We start from the raw sequence: 16,139 nt of genomic DNA, 5'->3' as shown, positions 1-16,139 counted from the left end.
GCTAACAGATGACATGTTACAATTCCACAACATAGACAAAGGAGACGAATGATTTTGGACGCTGGGGCGATTGTCAGTCTGTTTATTTTGGGTTCCGTTCTGGTAACTTGCAGCATCTTATTAAGTTCTTTCTCCTCTCGTCTGGGCATTCCCATTCTGGTTATCTTTCTGGCTATCGGCATGCTGGCCGGGATCGATGGCCTTGGCGGTATCCCGTTTGATAATTATCCCTTTGCCTACCTGATCAGTAACCTGGCGCTGGCGGTGATCCTGCTTGACGGCGGGATGCGAACCCAGGCGAGCTCGTTTCGCGTTGCGCTGGGCCCCGCGCTCTCGCTGGCAACCGTCGGTGTATTAATTACCTCCGGGCTGACCGGGATTGCCGCCGCCTGGCTGTTCAACCTGAAACTGATTGACGGCCTGCTTATCGGCGCCATTGTCGGTTCCACCGATGCCGCGGCGGTCTTTTCCCTGCTCGGTGGAAAAGGCCTGAACGAACGCGTGGGCGCAACGCTTGAAATTGAATCGGGCAGCAATGATCCAATGGCGGTGTTTCTCACCATCACGCTGATTGAGATGATTCAGCAGCACCAGACCGGCCTGAGCTGGCTGTTCCTCGTGCATATCATTCAGCAATTTGGCCTGGGAATTATGCTTGGTCTCGGCGGCGGCTATCTGCTGCTGCAAATGATTAACAGGATAACGCTCCCCCACGGGCTTTACCCGATGCTGGCTCTGAGCGGCGGGATTATGGTGTTTGGCGTGACAACGGCGCTGGACGGCAGCGGTATTCTGGCGGTTTATCTGTGCGGCTTTGTGATGGGCAACCGCCCGATTCGCAACCGTTTCGGGATCCTGCAAACCTTCGACGGCCTGGCCTGGATGGCACAAATCGGCATGTTCCTGGTGCTGGGCTTACTGGTGAACCCGTCCGATCTGCTGCCGATTGCAGTACCTGCCCTGCTGCTTTCCGCGTGGATGATCTTCTTTGCTCGTCCGTTGTCGATTTTTGCTGGTTTGTTGCCCTTCCGCGGTTTTAACCTCCGCGAGCGCGTATTTATCAGCTGGGTTGGGCTGCGTGGCGCGGTGCCAATCATTCTGGCGGTGTTCCCGATGATGGCCGGGTTGGATAACGCCCGTCTGTTCTTCAACGTGGCCTTCTTTGTGGTGCTGGTGTCTCTCCTGCTCCAGGGCACGTCGCTGGGCTGGGCCGCAAAAAAAGCCAAAGTCGTGGTGCCGCCGGTCGGCTGGCCTGTTTCCCGCGTGGGTCTGGATATTCATCCTGACAATCCCTGGGAGCAGTTTGTCTACCAGCTAAGTGAAGATAAATGGTGTGTGGGCGCCGCCCTGCGTGACCTGCATATGCCAGAAGAAACGCGCATTGCCGCGCTGTTCCGCGATAACGTGCTGCTTCACCCGACGGGCAGCACTCGCCTGCGGGAAGGCGATGTACTTTGTGTCATTGGCCGGGAGCGCGATCTTCCCGCGCTGGGGAAACTGTTTAGTCAGTCGCCACCGGTGGATTTGGATCAGCGTTTCTTTGGCGACTTTATTCTGGAAGCCAGCGCCCAGTTCTCCGACGTGGCAACCATTTACGGCCTGACGCTGGACGAAGAAGTGGATACTCAACAATCGTTAGGTGATTTTGTGCTGGGAATGCTTGGCGGCGCGCCGGTTGTTGGTGACCAGGTGGAGTTTGCCGGGATGATTTGGACGGTGGCCGAAAAAGAAGACAACCTGGTGCGTAAGATTGGTGTCCGGGTGGCCGAGGAAGAAGAGGAGTAGTTTCCCCTCTCCTCAAAGGGGCGAGGGGGAAAACAAATAGCGGAAACCTTCTTTATCCCCTCTCCCTCTGGGAGAGGGTTAGAGTGAGGGTAAAAAAAACAGAAGCGATTCTGCGGTTAAATTCAGTGCCTGTCATCAAGCAAGATGACAGCGAGACAACATCTCGAGAGAAGCAAAAACGTTAACTCACCACCACCGGCACTCTCGGCGCTAACGCACACATCAGCTCATAGCCAACCGTACCGGCGGCGCTGGCGACATCGTCAATTTTGACGTTTTTGCCCCACAGCTCAACCGGGCTGCCAATACCCGCCTGCGGGCAAGGCGTCAGGTCTACGGCGATCATATCCATCGATACTTTGCCCACCAGGCTGGTCATGACGCCATCCACCATGACCGGCGCGCCATCTGCCGCAATACGTGGGTAACCATCCGCATAGCCACCGGCCACAATGCCGATTCGCTGCTCGCCGCTGGCGGTGTAGCGACTGCCGTAGCCCACGGTATCGCCAGCTTTCAGGTTCTGAATACCAATAATTTCGCTGCTCAACGTCATTACCGGCTGAAGGCCGCTGGTGGCGACATCCTGCCATTGCCCGCTCGGAGAAGCGCCATACAGGATTATCCCAGGGCGAACCCAGTCAAAGTGCGCCTCCGGGTGCCACAGCGTAGCCGCTGAGTTTGACAGGGAACGAGGCGCATCAATCCCCTCCGCCGCCTGCTCAATACGCTTCATTGGCTCAACAATGCCTTCTGGCTGCTCGGCATCGGCAAAATGCGCCATCAGCGTCAGTTCTCCCACATTCGGGATAGAACGAAGCTTTTGCCAGATGCCGTGCACGCGATCGGGCGTAAACCCGAGACGATTCATTCCGCTGTTGATTTTGAGATAAATATCCAGCGGCGCGCTCAGCTTCGCGTTGGCTATCGCCTTCACCTGCCAGTTACTGTGCAAGCTGGTGGTCAGACGGTATTTGTCGAACAGCGCCAGCTCATCGGCATGGAAGAACCCCTCCAGCATCAGGATCGGCCCTTTCCAGCCGCGCTCGCGCAGTAAGATGGCTTCTTCAAGGTTCAGCATGGCAAAACCATCGGTCGCACCTAACGCCGACCAGACCCGGTCGAGACCATGTCCGTATGCATTGGCCTTAACGACCGACCAGACACGTGAATGCGGGGCGGCTCTGCGCACCACGTCAAGATTATTGCGCAGCGCGCTGAGATCCAGCGTCGCTACCACAGGACGGGACATGACGGCTCCTTTTAGTTATGTGCGCCGTGAAGGTGACGGGCGCTCAGTGGCGTAAAGCCAGGCGCGTAGCGTGCGATGCCTAAATCCTCGCTTGGGATAGCCGGGGTACGTCCGGAGATCAGGTCGCTCAGCATCTGGCCCGACCCACATGCCATTGTCCAGCCTAGCGTGCCGTGTCCGGTATTAAGCCAGAGATTTCTGAACGGCGTGCGCCCTACAATTGGCGTCCCGTCCGGCGTCATCGGGCGTAGCCCGGTCCAGAACGTTGCCTGCTCTACGTGCCCACCGCGCGGATAGAGATCCCTGACGACCATTTCCAGCGTTTCGCGGCGCGGCTGCAGCAGTTCAGTGTTAAAACCTACGATTTCAGCCATGCCTCCCACGCGGATGCGGTTGTCAAAGCGGGTAATAGCAATCTTGTAGGTTTCATCCAGAATGGTTGAAACCGGCGCGCCCTGTTCGTCGGCAATAGGAATTGTCAGTGAATATCCTTTTAAAGGATAGACAGGAATATCGGCGATGCCCTTGAGCAGGCCAGTGGAATAGGAACCGAATGCCACGACGTAGGCATCACCCTTCACCACTTCCTGGCCGCACTGTACGCCGCTGATTTGCTGGTTATCGTATAGCAGCCGGTCAACCGGCGTATTAAACCGAAACTCAACGCCCGCTTCCGCCGCCATCCGCGCCAGGTTTTGGGTAAACAGCTGGCAGTCACCGGTTTCATCGTTTGGCAGGCGCAGACCGCCAGTTAGCTTATGGGCCACGTCCGCCAGCGCGGGTTCAACGCGGTTCAGCTGGCTGGCTTCCAGCAGTTCATACGGCACGCCCGCGTCTTTCAATACGGCGATGTCTTTGGCCGCGCTTTCATACTGCTGCCCGGTGCGGAACAGCTGCAGCGTACCGCCCTGCCGGCCTTCATACTGGATGCCGGTACTGTGGCGCAATTCTTTCAGACAATCACGGCTGTATTCAGCCAGACGCACCATGCGGCCTTTGTTTTCCATGTAATGGCGGGTATCGCAGTTGCGCAGCATCTGCCACATCCACTTCAGCTGAAACTGGGTTCCGTCGAGGCTGATGGCCAGCGGCGCGTGACGCTGGAACATCCACTTAATGGCTTTTAACGGCACGCCCGGTGCCGCCCACGGGGCAGCATACCCCGGAGAGATTTGCCCGGCATTGGCCGCGCTGGTTTCCTGCGCCGGCCCTGATTCGCGATCGATGACGGTGACTTCATGCCCGGCCTGACGTAAATACCAGGCGCTCGCCACGCCGACGACACCACTTCCCAGTACCACAACACGCATATCTGCTCCGCAATTAGCTAAAAGAATAATCTTCTGATTACATATTGATAACTCAGTTGAATATGTTATTCAACATATGGCTTTATTATGGTGACTAAACTCACAGAGTTGCCCGTCAGCGCTGGATCGAGATAATTAGCATCTCCTGTACGGGAAAACATTTTCGTCAAAATAAAATGCTGCACGGTGGGCTAAAATCCCGCTATTGAGATCAATAAATCGCGAAGAAAAAATTTTACTTGTCGGCGCTATCTTTCAGGAGTTGTCTATTCTTGAAAGTGAGGCTTTCCATCCAGAGAAAGTTGAAAACAATGAGGGCGCGCTGATGGCTACCGTAACTGATTTCGCCACAAAGGATCCCATCCGTCTGAGTGACGGCCCCGACTGGACGTTTGAGCTACTGGACGTCTACCTGGCCGAAATTGACCGGGTAGCAAAGCTCTACCGGCTGGACACCTATCCCCACCAGATTGAAGTCATTACCTCGGAACAGATGATGGATGCGTATTCCAGCGTAGGGATGCCGATTAACTATCCGCACTGGTCTTTTGGCAAAAAATTCATCGAAACCGAGCGCCTGTACAAGCACGGGCAGCAAGGGCTGGCGTATGAGATTGTCATCAACTCTAACCCCTGCATTGCCTATTTGATGGAAGAGAACACCATCACCATGCAGGCACTGGTTATTGCGCATGCCTGCTACGGGCATAACTCTTTCTTTAAAAACAATTATCTGTTCCGCAGCTGGACGGATGCCAGCTCAATAATTGACTATCTGATTTTCGCCAAAAATTACATCACGCAGTGTGAAGAGCGCTATGGCGTTGATGAAGTGGAACGCCTGCTGGACTCCTGCCATGCGCTGATGAACTACGGCGTAGACCGCTATAAACGCCCGCAGAAGATATCCCTGCAGGAGGAAAAAGCGCGTCAGAAAAGCCGGGAGGAGTATCTGCAAAGCCAGGTGAATACGCTCTGGCGCACGCTGCCGCGTAAGGAAGAGGAAAAGACCGCAGAATCCGCCCACCGCTTCCCTTCGGAGCCACAGGAGAATCTGCTGTATTTTATGGAGAAGAACGCTCCGCTGCTGGAGCCCTGGCAGCGTGAGATCCTGCGTATTGTGCGCAAGGTAAGCCAGTATTTTTATCCGCAAAAGCAGACCCAGGTCATGAACGAGGGCTGGGCCACCTTCTGGCACTACACCATTCTCAACCACCTGTATGACGAGGGCAAAGTCAGCGACCGCTTTATGCTGGAGTTTTTGCACAGCCATACCAATGTGGTGTTCCAGCCACCCTATAACAGCCCGTGGTACAACGGCATTAACCCCTACGCGCTGGGGTTCGCCATGTTCCAGGATATCAAACGTATTTGCCAGTCGCCGACCGAAGAAGACCGATACTGGTTCCCGGATATTGCCGGCAAAGACTGGCTGGAAACGCTGCATTTCGCCATGCGTGACTTCAAGGACGAAAGCTTTATCAGCCAGTTCCTGTCGCCTAAGCTGATGCGCGACTTCCGCCTGTTCACCGTGCTGGACGATGACCGTAATAATTACCTGGAAATCTCAGCCATCCACAACGAAGAGGGTTACCGGGAAATACGCTCGCAGCTGTCGGCCCAGTATAACCTGAGTAACCTCGAGCCGAACATTCAGGTCTGGGATGTAGATTTGCGCGGGGACCGTTCGCTAACGCTGCGCTACATCCCGCACAACCGCGCCCCGCTGGATAAGGGCCGCCGGGAAGTGCTCAAGCATGTGCATCGCCTGTGGGGGTTTGACGTCGTTCTGGAGCAGCAAAACGCGGATGGCAGCGTGGAACTGCTGGAACGCTGCCCCCAGCGAAACCCGCTGTAAGAGTGAAAAAAAACGCTTCCCGAGGGAAGCGTTTAAAGTTGCTGACAAAGAGGGAAAAAGCGTGGTTTTTCCCTCTTTGTGGTTATTAGCCGAAAATCAATGAATTGATTTTCCTGTTTTTTTAACGAGTCCTCTGTTATTTCTTAAATCATCAGAGGTTTGTCAACAGTCTGTAGCGCTTCCTTCTGGAAGCGTTTTTATGCTGACCTAGCGACTGTGCATCGCCAAATCGCCGGGCAGGTTTTTTTGCATACGGTGCCAAATCTCGCCGCTCTCGCGACCGTAGTTACGCACGGTATCAAAGACCTGTTCGTGAAGCCCCTGCTGGCAGATTTCCGCCAGGCGGTGGTAGAAGCCCAGCGCCAGGCTACGGGCTTCAGGATTGGAGAAGTAGTGACGCCCGATGCGGGTGTACAGCCCTTTCATCCCGTTCAGGATCAGCCCATAAATCGGGTTACCAGACGCAAACGCCAGGCCGCGGAAAATGTTGTAATCCAGCTCGGCAAAGGCGTCCGCGTGGTCTTCAACTTTGTTAGCCGTGGCCAGCACTTCCTGCGCTTTATCTGGATACTGACGAATCGCCGTGCGGATAAATATCGTGGAGATATTGGTTCGCACCGAAAGCAGATTATCAATCAGCTGCGGCACGCTGTCGTGATCGAGACGCGCCAGCGTTTCCAGAATGTTTAAGCCTGAGGTTTCCCAGAAATTATTCACCCGGGTTGGCTTCCCGTGCTGAATTGTCAGCCAGCCGTCGCGTGCAAGACGCTGAAGCACTTCACGTAATGTGGTACGCGTGACGCCAATCAGTTCTGAAAGTTCACGCTCTGCCGGCAGGATGGAGCCCGGCGGAAAACGGCTGTTCCAGATACTTTCTATAATATACTCTTCCGCGAAACCCGCTGGGCTCTGCGCCTTAATGACCATAGTAAGATTTCCATTACTCAGGTTTTGCAAATTGGACTCATCATACCAGATGCCATGCGCGCCAGATAGCGGGGGCGACGCGCAAATGCGGGATCGGCGTTGAATTTTGACGATAAATGCCTTAACTCAGGATTTCCTTCGGCTTGATCGCGTGCGCCTTAAACGAGTACCCTGAAGCGTTATCTTTCTAAACATCAACATAATACAACGGATAATGGTAGCTATACGATGGAAATGTCCTTTGGGCGGGCGCTGTACCGCAATTTTCTGGGTCAATCACCTGACTGGTACAAACTGACGCTGCTTCTTTTTTTAGTGGTTAATCCGCTGGTCTTTTGGTTTGTCAGTCCGTTTATCGCGGGTTGGATGCTGGTGGTGGAATTTATTTTTGCCCTGGCGATGGCGCTGAAATGCTACCCGCTGCTGCCGGGCGGCCTGCTGGCCATTGAAGCCGTGCTGGTTGGCATGACCAGTCCCGACCACGTTCGTGCAGAGATCGCGTCGAACCTCGAAGTGCTATTGCTGCTGATGTTTATGGTGGCCGGAATTTATTTCATGAAGCAGCTCCTGCTGCTGTTATTCACCCGCCTGCTGCTGGGGATCCGGTCTAAAACTGCGCTGTCACTGGCTTTTTGCGTCGCCGCCGCATTTCTTTCCGCCTTCCTTGATGCCTTGACGGTCGTGGCCGTTGTGATTAGCGTGGCCGTGGGTTTCTACAGCATCTATCACCGCGTGGCATCCGAGGCACAGGATGACGGCAACGTTCAAGACGACAGCCATATTCGGAGTGACAGCCGCGAGGTTCTTGAGCAGTTCCGCGCTTTCCTGCGCAGCCTGATGATGCACGCCGGCGTCGGCACCGCGCTGGGCGGCGTAATGACCATGGTTGGCGAGCCGCAGAACCTGATCATTGCTAAAAACGCTGGCTGGCACTTCGGCGATTTCTTCCTGCGCATGATGCCGGTGACCGTGCCGGTGCTGATTTGTGGCCTGCTCACCTGCGTTTTACTGGAGCGTTTTAAAGTGTTCGGCTACGGGCAAACGCTGCCGGAAAAAGTGCGCGGGATCCTGTATGACTTTGATGCCCAGAGCACGAAGAAGCGAACAAAGCAGGACCAGATGAAGCTGCTGATCCAGGCGCTGATTGGCGTCTGGCTGATTATCGCTCTGGCCTTCCATCTGGCAGAAGTCGGTCTGATTGGCCTGTCGGTGATTATTCTGGCGACATCGCTGTGCGGGGTTACCGACGAGCATGCTATCGGCAAGGCTTTCACCGAAGCGCTGCCGTTTACCGCCCTGCTGACCGTTTTCTTCACCATCGTGGCGGTTATTATCGACCAGCATCTGTTCAGCCCGATAATTCAGTTCGTGCTCGATGCCTCTCCGCACGCCCAGCTGTCGCTGTTTTATATCTTTAACGGCCTGCTATCCTCGATTTCCGACAACGTCTTTGTCGGCACCGTTTATATCAATGAGGCGAAAACTGCGCTGCAGAATGGTGCCATCAATATGCAGCAGTTCGAACTGCTCGCGGTGGCCATCAATACCGGCACAAACCTGCCCTCGGTGGCAACGCCAAACGGCCAGGCAGCGTTCCTGTTCCTGCTGACCTCTGCGCTGGCGCCGCTGATTCGTCTCTCTTACGGCCGCATGGTTGTGATGGCGCTGCCCTACACGCTGGTGCTGACCCTTGTGGGCTTGCTGTGCGTGGAATATACCCTGACGCCCGCTACGCAGTGGATGCTGGACAGCGGCTGGCTGAATACACCGAACGCTCTGGTTGTACCACACTAAGGCAATTTGACGGGAAGTCCGCTTCCCGTTACAAATTTTTTCCTTATAAACATCCGATTACTGCGTTATTTTCATCTGCGCTACTGGCGCAAAAAGGGAATTGGTTTACACTGCCGATTCTACGCAGGCTGCAGGGAAACTGATTATGTTGCGATATTTAAACCAATGCTCTCTTGGGCGCACCGCCTGGCTGCTTTTGGCCTTTACGGCATTTGCGCTTGAGATGGTGGCATTGTGGTTCCAGCACGTTATGGGGCTGAAACCTTGTGTGATGTGTATTTATGAACGTTGCGCGCTGTTTGGCGTGATGGGGGCAGGCATCGTGGGCGCGATAGCCCCTAAAAGCCCGCTTCGCTATGGCGCCCTGGCCATCTGGCTCTACAGCGCAGGGAAAGGCGTTCAGCTGGCATGGGAGCACACCATGCTGCAGCTTCACCCTTCTCCGTTTGTAACCTGTGATTTCTTCGCTCGCTTCCCAGGCTGGCTGCCGCTGGATAAATGGCTGCCGCAGGTCTTTGTTGCCAACGGTGACTGCTCCGTTCGTCAGTGGGAATTCCTGTCGCTGGATATGGTTCAGTGGCTGCTCGGGATCTTCGCGGTGTTCCTGGTCATCGCGGTGCTGGTGCTGATTGCCCAGTTTTTCAAACCTAAGCGTCGCGATCTGTTTGGCCGTTAATTTCGCGAACGCCCGATAGCAATAACCCACCTTTCGGTGGGTTATTTTTTCAGGAATGATCGCGCCGGTACAAAGCCCATTCATCAATTCTTTCCCCGCCAGGCAGCAGGCAGTCACTTCTTTCGCCCTCAGGCGTTTTCACCATCACAGATTTCCCGCCTTTGGCCTGGCAGTAAACCGAAGCCGGGTTCGCCATGCCTATGCTGTGCGGGGGCTTCGGAGCCTCACGCTCTGCCGTCGCACAGCCGCTGAGCAACAATATGCCCATGATAATTGTTAGCTTTTTCATTTTTCCTCCTTTGAGGAAGGAATCTTAACAGCGCGGCTGGGAAGAAGCCAAAGACTGTTGCCCCTGCGGGCTAAAACCGTAGAAGGTCGCATTTAACGGACGATGAGCGGACGCCTGCATTGCGGATTTGCAAAAGATACAGACTGCGCCATGGGGATTTGATTCTCGGACATCGTAGGGGGAGGTGCGATACTGCGATCCGCCACATGACGGACACTGGAATGTTAAATTCAGGATAAAAACTCTCTTATTTTGGTTATTGAGAGTCTATCCTATCACAACATTGGTTATATAAAGGATTTATTTTCTTTCCCGGCCAGCATCGAAATGCGCTAGTCAGCCCACTCGGGCTTGTTGAGGATATGATCCTGCCAGTCGCGGACCTCTGACTCTTTCACCGCGATATGACGCACGGAAATACGTTCGCCGTGCATGGCGGCTTTTGAGCCAGTGATTAGTGGGTGCCATTCCGGCAGCGGTTTACCTTCGGCCAGCAGGCGGTAAGCGCAGGTATGCGGCAGCCACTCAAAGGTGGGCAGATTGTCGCGGGTGAGTTTGATGCAGTCCGGCTCGTATTCAAAGCGGCGGGCGTAGTTCTTGCACTGACAGGTTTTGATGTTGAGCTGCTTACAGGCGACGTTGGTGAAATAAATCTCGTCGGTGTCTTCGTCCATCAGCTTATGCAGGCAGCACTGGCCGCAGCCGTCGCACAGGGATTCCCACTCGGCGTCGCTCATTTCGTCGAGAGTTTTACTTTGCCAAAAAGGAGTGGGTGTCATAGCGGTTCCTGCATTTAAAAATTAAGCTGCACCTTATAAACAGTCTGACACCCGGATGCAAGTTTTGCCGCCCTGAAGCGGCAAATTGTTTATAAAACGCGCGTTGTCAGGCTGTGACCGGCAAAGCTCACTTCCAGCTCATCGCCGCTAAGCAGCGGGCCTACGCCTTCCGGTGTACCGGTCAGGATCACATCCCCCGCACGCAGGGTGAAGAACTTGCTCATATAGGCAATCAGCGGCACGATCTTGTGGATCATGTCTTCGGTATTGCCCTGCTGTCGAATTTCACCGTTGATCTTCAGCTCCAGCGGGGTGTTTTGCGGGTCGTGAGTGAACTGTGCCGCAGGGATAAACCCGGAGATAGGGCAAGAGTTATCGAAGCCTTTGGCTTTTTCCCACGGCTGGCCAGCTTTTTTCAGTTTGGCCTGCAGATCGCGCAGCGTAAGGTCCAGCGCAACACCATAGCCGGCGATAGCTTTTTGCACGTGCTCTTCGCTTGCCTGCTTAAGCGTTGAGCCGATCAGAATGGCCAGCTCTACCTCATGATGCACGGAGCCGAATTCCTGCGGTAACGCCAGCGGCTGGCGAATATCGCACAGGGCGCTTTCAGGCTTAATAAACACCACCGGCTCGTCCGGTGTCGCACTGCCCATCTCTTTAATATGTTTGGCATAGTTGCTGCCAACACAGACTACTTTGTTTACCGGAAAATCAAGCAGCGCACCCTGCCAGTTATGATGTTGATACATGCCTTTCCTCTGTGTCGTGTGTGTTAACTGCCTTTGATACTAGATAAAAAAATGCCTGCTGAATACCGGGGAAGTGTTTCTAAGCGTGCCTTATTTATCTGCGATGGCATCCGCCATTTTGCCGATGCTAATGGCAAAGTAGTAAGAACGGTTCCAGTGCATCAGGGTGCGGAAGTTGTTATAGACCAGGAACGAACGCTCTAAACCATCGTCTGGCTTCACCAGCCAGGCTTTCTTTGACGACGCTGGAAGATGGGCGCCTTTTGGCAGCGTCACGCCCAGTTTTTTCCACTGGGCCACGGACTTGCCCTGCCCCAGGCTTGTGCCCAGCAGCGAAGTATTAAAACCTGCTGGCAGTTTCACTTCATAGCCCCACGCCCCACCACGCTGCCAGCCCTCTACCGCCAGGTAGTTTGCCGTGGAAGCGAAAACGTCGCGGGTGTTATTCCAGATATCAATTTTGCCGTCGCCATCGCCGTCTTTGCCGTAGCGCAGCAGCGAACTCGGCATAAACTGGTTTTGCCCCATCGCGCCGGCCCATGAGCCTTTCATCTGCGTCGCGCTGACATCACCTCGCTGGATGATTTTCAGCGCCGCCATCAGCTCGTTGGTGAAAAAGGCTTCACGACGCCCCTCAAATGCGAGCGTCGCTAAAGCAGAAATGACATCTTCTTTTCCCTGCAGCTTGCCGAAGTTACTTTCCATTCCCCACAGCGCCACGATATAGCGACTCTGAACGCCACTTTTCGCACTCACCTTTTCCAGCGCGGTACGATGCTGGCGGGCCAGGCTACGCGCCTGTTTGATTTTGGCCGGGGTAAGAACACGGGTTAAATAATCATCCAGCGTTATTTTCTTTTCCAGCTGATTGCGATCGGATTGAATGACCCGATCGACAAAATGAATATTGGCAAAGGCTTTTGCCAGCGTCGCATTGCTGATGCCCTTTGCTCTGGCTTGTTGTTTTAATTTTTCGACATAAGCCGGAAATTCAGCGGGATTTCGCCCTTGTTCAGCGAGCGTGGTAGTTTGACGCGGGCTACTTTGAGGAACTGAGGCGGCCGTGGGAGTCGCCTCAGCATCGGGGAGATAACCGGCCCCGCTGGAAAGAATTAAGGCGCTGAAGGTATAACGCAAAGCTGCATTTTTCATCATCATTTCTTCAATAATGTGTTTCACACATTCTCCGTGTGAAAGCATGGAAAAGATTTACCTTCAGTCCGAAATTTATTTTTTAGGACTCTTTTCCAGGTGCATAGTCAGCAAACTTTCTACCGGAGGTGGGATCTGCAAATAATAGCCCTCAGTTTCCAGCGCCTGTTTCACTTTATCCAAATCGGCATTGGCCAGTTTTTTACTGCCGTCCAGCGGCAACAGCATCGACAGCACCGGTTTGCCAAAGCCTTGCATCAGTTCTTCCGGCACTCGGGAAAAATCGTCTTTTTTTTCGACATAAAGATATGTCTGGTCACGTTTAGTACTTCGGTAGATCACACAAAACATTTTTTTTACTCTATTTTCGCCAGCGAGTGGCTTGCCTGAATATAAGCTGGACTATAACATGCCTGGTGTACTTCGGAATATCGTCCCACAATAGTGGGGATTGAAACTGAATTGAGTAAGGCCAGGATGTCAAACACGCCAATCGAGTTAAAGGGCAGCAGTTTTACCTTATCTGTGGTTCATTTGCATGATGCACAACCTGAGGTTATTCGCCAGGCTCTGGAAGATAAAATCGCCCAGGCTCCCGCATTCTTAAAGAATGCCCCGGTGGTCGTTAACGTCGCCAGTCTCGATGGTTCCGTCAACTGGAAGAAAGTACAACAGGCCGTTACCGCAACCGGCCTGCGTGTTGTAGGTATCAGCGGCTGTAAAGACGAAGCCTTAAAGGCTGAAATTGAGCGCGCTGGCCTGCCCTTGCTTACCGAAGGGAAAGAAAAAGCCGCAAGAACGCCAAAAGCCGCGCCTGCAGAGCCCGTGGTGGTCACTGCGCCAGATGTTACACCGATCACAAAAACGCGTTTAATTGATGCCCCGGTCCGTTCCGGGCAGCGCATTTATGCGCCAAACTGTGACTTGATTGTGACCAATCACGTCAGCGCCGGTGCAGAACTGATAGCAGATGGTAATATTCATATTTACGGCATGATGCGTGGCCGTGCGCTGGCTGGTGCAAGCGGCGATCGTGATGCACAAATATTTTGTACTAACCTGGTAGCAGAGCTTGTCTCTATTGCGGGCGAGTACTGGCTGAGTGAGCAGATCCCAGCCGATTATTATGGAAAAGCGGCTCGCCTGAATCTGGCGAGTGGTGCGCTCTCCGTTCAATCTTTGAATTAAGCCCTTTTAACAAGGAAATCCTTTATGGCACGCATTATTGTTGTTACATCGGGTAAAGGGGGCGTTGGTAAGACCACGTCCAGCGCGGCCATCGCTACGGGGCTGGCCCAAAAGGGAAGAAAAACCGTCGTTATTGATTTCGATATTGGCCTGCGTAACCTTGACCTGATCATGGGCTGCGAGCGCCGGGTTGTATACGATTTCGTTAACGTTATTCAGGGTGATGCTACGCTGAATCAGGCGCTTATCCGCGATAAACGCACCGAACAGCTCTATATCCTGCCTGCTTCACAAACCCGCGATAAAGACGCCCTGACCCGCGAAGGCGTAGCCAAAGTGCTGGAAGACCTGAAAAACATGGACTTCGAGTTTATCGTTTGTGACTCCCCGGCAGGTATCGAAACCGGCGCGCTGATGGCGCTGTACTTCGCGGATGAAGCGGTGATCACCACCAACCCGGAAGTCTCTTCGGTGCGTGACTCAGACCGAATCCTCGGCATTCTGTCGTCTAAATCCCGCCGCGCTGAAAACGGTGAAGAGCCGATTAAAGAGCATTTATTGCTGACCCGCTACAACCCAGGTCGCGTCAATAAAGGCGATATGCTGAGCATGGAAGATGTGCTCGAAATTCTGCGCATTCCGCTGGTTGGCGTTATCCCGGAAGACCAGTCGGTGCTGCGTGCGTCCAACCAGGGCGAGCCGGTGATTCTTGACGGTGAATCGGATGCAGGCAAAGCCTACGCCGATACCGTGGAACGCCTGCTCGGCGAAGAACGCCCTTTCCGCTTCATTGAAGAAGAGAAGAAGGGTTTCCTGAAACGCCTGTTCGGAGGATAAGTTATGGCATTACTCGACTTTTTTCTGTCACGAAAAAAGAACACCGCCAACATCGCGAAAGAGCGTTTACAGATCATCGTAGCTGAGCGTCGCCGTAGCGATGCGGAACCGCATTACCTGCCGCAGCTGCGCAAGGACATTCTCGACGTGATTTGCAAGTACGTGCAAATCGACCCGGAAATGGTCAGCGTCCAGCTTGAGCAGCGTGATGGAGATATTTCGATTCTGGAGCTGAACGTAACGCTCCCGGAAGCGGAAGAAGCCAGTAAGTCGGCATGAATAAAAAACCCCCTGCATTTGTCAGGGGGTTTTATTTTTACGCAGCCACTTAACGTATATTAAGATCCTTCTCGTTGCGGCCCGCAAATATAATTGAACCTGAGAACAATACTGTAATTATTCCCAGGTCATATAAATAATCAGTATTCCGCCAGCAATTTTGCTAAGGCTTCTGCCATTAATTCTGCTCGCCAGCCGCTAATTAATTCCGGCGCCACATTTTGCGGCTTCAATTTCCAGTGCCAGTTTAACAGCTGATTGATCTGGCGGCGGGAGGCCAATAATTCAGCGCTCAGTCCTTTGGCCTCGCTCACGTCCTGCACCAGCGCTTTAATCGCCTTAAACACTTTGCGGTAGCCCGGCATATCCACCAGGTTTTGCAGCGGCTGAGGAAGCTCACTCTCCGGCAGCGCCTGCGCCTCGGCCACCAGGGCGATAAGCGCTTTACCGTGGAAGCGAATTTCACTGCCGCTGAGGCCTAGAGAGTCCAGTTCCCCGAGCGATCCCGGCATGTATCTCGCCACCTGCCACAGATTTTCCTCACGGACGACAAAATTCACCGCCATATCGCGCTCGCGCGCTTTACGCAGGCGCCAGGCCGCCAGCTTCTTAAGGCAGGCCAGCTGACGAGTGCGAAGCTGCCAGGCGTTACCTATTTCGCGCCAGGCCTCCTCCGGATCAAGCTGTTCGCGGCGGCGAGAGCACATCAGATGGCACTCATCGAGAGCCGCGTTTATCCATCCCGCCGCTTCCGTTTCGGCCATCAGCTTCTCAGCAATAGGCAGCAAATAAAGCACGTCTGCCGCCGCATACTCGCACTGCCGCTCTGTTAACGGACGTGCCAGCCAGTCGGTACGGGATTCACTTTTATCCAGCGCAATACCGGTGTAGGACTCAACGATGGTGGCAAAACCACAAGACAGCGGGCGGCCGGTAAACGAAGCCAGAATCTGCGTGTCGATAAACGGCTCGGGAAGTACGCCAAAAGCGTTCAGGAAGACCTCGAGATCTTCGCTGCCGGCGTGCAGATATTTAATGGTATCCGGATCCTGCAAAAGCGCCTTGAACGGCGACCAGTCGCTGATGGCTAAGGGATCGATCAGCGAAGCCTGATGGCCGTCATAAAGCTGGATCAGCCCCAGCTGTGGATAGTAGGTTCGCGTCCGGACAAACTCGGTGTCCAGCGCCAGCGCGGGGAACTGACGAGCGGCCTGGCATACGGCGGCCAGTCCTTCATCGGTAGTAATCATCTGGTAAGTCAAAT

16 protein-coding genes and 1 pseudogene are annotated in these 16,139 nt (G+C 54.0%); 7 read left to right on the top strand and 10 right to left on the bottom strand.

All coding sequences use genetic code 11. The features are described from left to right. Positions 1 to 48: 48 nt before the first annotated feature. Positions 49 to 1,719: pseudogene (locus F3J29_RS04590) on the top strand (potassium/proton antiporter); the annotation flags it as partial. 247 nt (positions 1,720 to 1,966) lie between these two features. Here F3J29_RS04590 and dadX read toward each other — a convergent pair. Both dadX and F3J29_RS04580 read right to left on the bottom strand, forming a co-directional pair. Next, complete coding sequence (gene dadX, locus F3J29_RS04585; protein WP_166863374.1) at positions 1,967 to 3,037, bottom strand: catabolic alanine racemase DadX; 1,071 nt, start codon at positions 3,035 to 3,037, stop codon at positions 1,967 to 1,969. A gap of 11 nt (positions 3,038 to 3,048) precedes the next feature. Then, positions 3,049 to 4,347: a D-amino acid dehydrogenase gene (locus tag F3J29_RS04580; RefSeq protein ID WP_166863372.1), complete on the bottom strand. Its 1,299-nt coding sequence runs from the start codon at positions 4,345 to 4,347 to the stop codon at positions 3,049 to 3,051. A gap of 325 nt (positions 4,348 to 4,672) precedes the next feature. Between F3J29_RS04580 and F3J29_RS04575 the strand changes: the two genes are divergently transcribed. Further along, a complete protein-coding gene (locus tag F3J29_RS04575; RefSeq protein WP_166863370.1) occupies positions 4,673 to 6,205 on the top strand; it encodes a SpoVR family protein in 1,533 nt (510 codons plus the stop codon). Between the two features lie 207 nt (positions 6,206 to 6,412). On the opposite strand, the gene fadR is transcribed toward F3J29_RS04575, so the two are convergent. Next, positions 6,413 to 7,132, bottom strand: a complete 720-nt coding sequence (fadR, locus tag F3J29_RS04570) for a fatty acid metabolism transcriptional regulator FadR (protein ID WP_039303942.1) — start codon at positions 7,130 to 7,132, stop codon at positions 6,413 to 6,415. A 228-nt stretch (positions 7,133 to 7,360) separates the two neighbouring features. Between fadR and nhaB the strand changes: the two genes are divergently transcribed. After that, a complete protein-coding gene (gene nhaB / locus F3J29_RS04565) occupies positions 7,361 to 8,926 on the top strand; it encodes a sodium/proton antiporter NhaB (protein WP_166863368.1) in 1,566 nt (521 codons plus the stop codon). 145 nt (positions 8,927 to 9,071) lie between these two features. Further along, on the top strand, positions 9,072 to 9,602 hold the full coding sequence (gene dsbB, locus F3J29_RS04560) for a disulfide bond formation protein DsbB (protein ID WP_166863366.1): 531 nt from the start codon (positions 9,072 to 9,074) through the stop codon (positions 9,600 to 9,602). Positions 9,603 to 9,651: 49 nt separating this feature from the next. Here the strand turns inward: dsbB and F3J29_RS04555 are convergent, their stop codons facing one another. The 6 genes from F3J29_RS04555 to F3J29_RS04535 all read right to left on the bottom strand — a co-directional run bounded on the left by F3J29_RS04555 (position 9,652) and on the right by F3J29_RS04535 (position 12,922). Beyond that, positions 9,652 to 9,891, bottom strand: a complete 240-nt coding sequence (locus F3J29_RS04555; protein WP_166863364.1) for a putative hemolysin — start codon at positions 9,889 to 9,891, stop codon at positions 9,652 to 9,654. Positions 9,892 to 9,915: 24 nt separating this feature from the next. Next, a complete protein-coding gene (ymcF, locus tag F3J29_RS22905) occupies positions 9,916 to 10,125 on the bottom strand; it encodes a cold shock small protein YmcF (protein WP_502706553.1) in 210 nt (69 codons plus the stop codon). A gap of 98 nt (positions 10,126 to 10,223) precedes the next feature. After that, complete coding sequence (gene ycgN / locus F3J29_RS04550) at positions 10,224 to 10,670, bottom strand: cysteine cluster protein YcgN (protein WP_008454079.1); 447 nt, start codon at positions 10,668 to 10,670, stop codon at positions 10,224 to 10,226. An 89-nt stretch (positions 10,671 to 10,759) separates the two neighbouring features. Further along, complete coding sequence (locus F3J29_RS04545; protein ID WP_085540087.1) at positions 10,760 to 11,419, bottom strand: fumarylacetoacetate hydrolase family protein; 660 nt, start codon at positions 11,417 to 11,419, stop codon at positions 10,760 to 10,762. Positions 11,420 to 11,509: 90 nt separating this feature from the next. Beyond that, positions 11,510 to 12,571: a lytic murein transglycosylase gene (locus F3J29_RS04540; protein ID WP_166864944.1), complete on the bottom strand. Its 1,062-nt coding sequence runs from the start codon at positions 12,569 to 12,571 to the stop codon at positions 11,510 to 11,512. 75 nt (positions 12,572 to 12,646) lie between these two features. Beyond that, on the bottom strand, positions 12,647 to 12,922 hold the full coding sequence (locus F3J29_RS04535) for a YcgL domain-containing protein (RefSeq protein WP_166863362.1): 276 nt from the start codon (positions 12,920 to 12,922) through the stop codon (positions 12,647 to 12,649). A 126-nt stretch (positions 12,923 to 13,048) separates the two neighbouring features. Here F3J29_RS04535 and minC point away from each other — a divergent pair, with 126 nt between their 5' ends. The 3 genes from minC to minE are packed head-to-tail and all read left to right on the top strand — an operon-like array spanning position 13,049 to position 14,875. Then, a complete protein-coding gene (gene minC / locus F3J29_RS04530) occupies positions 13,049 to 13,759 on the top strand; it encodes a septum site-determining protein MinC (protein WP_061272282.1) in 711 nt (236 codons plus the stop codon). Between the two features lie 24 nt (positions 13,760 to 13,783). Continuing rightward, positions 13,784 to 14,596 (top strand): septum site-determining protein MinD, encoded by an 813-nt coding sequence (gene minD / locus F3J29_RS04525; protein WP_008454070.1) that lies wholly within the window; start codon positions 13,784 to 13,786, stop codon positions 14,594 to 14,596. Between the two features lie 3 nt (positions 14,597 to 14,599). Further along, the gene (gene minE, locus F3J29_RS04520) at positions 14,600 to 14,875 is read left to right on the top strand and encodes a cell division topological specificity factor MinE (RefSeq protein ID WP_008454068.1); all 276 of its coding nucleotides are present in this window, start codon (positions 14,600 to 14,602) and stop codon (positions 14,873 to 14,875) included. Positions 14,876 to 15,015: 140 nt separating this feature from the next. On the opposite strand, the gene rnd is transcribed toward minE, so the two are convergent. Then, the gene (gene rnd / locus F3J29_RS04515; RefSeq protein WP_166863360.1) at positions 15,016 to 16,137 is read right to left on the bottom strand and encodes a ribonuclease D; all 1,122 of its coding nucleotides are present in this window, start codon (positions 16,135 to 16,137) and stop codon (positions 15,016 to 15,018) included. Positions 16,138 to 16,139 lie beyond the last annotated feature (2 nt).

Origin of the sequence: Enterobacter sp. Cy-643 (assembly GCF_011752815.1) — a bacterium.
GTDB lineage: Bacteria > Pseudomonadota > Gammaproteobacteria > Enterobacterales > Enterobacteriaceae > Cedecea.
Note: the sequence above shows the minus strand (reverse complement) of the source record. Positions and strands in the feature narration are given on the sequence as shown.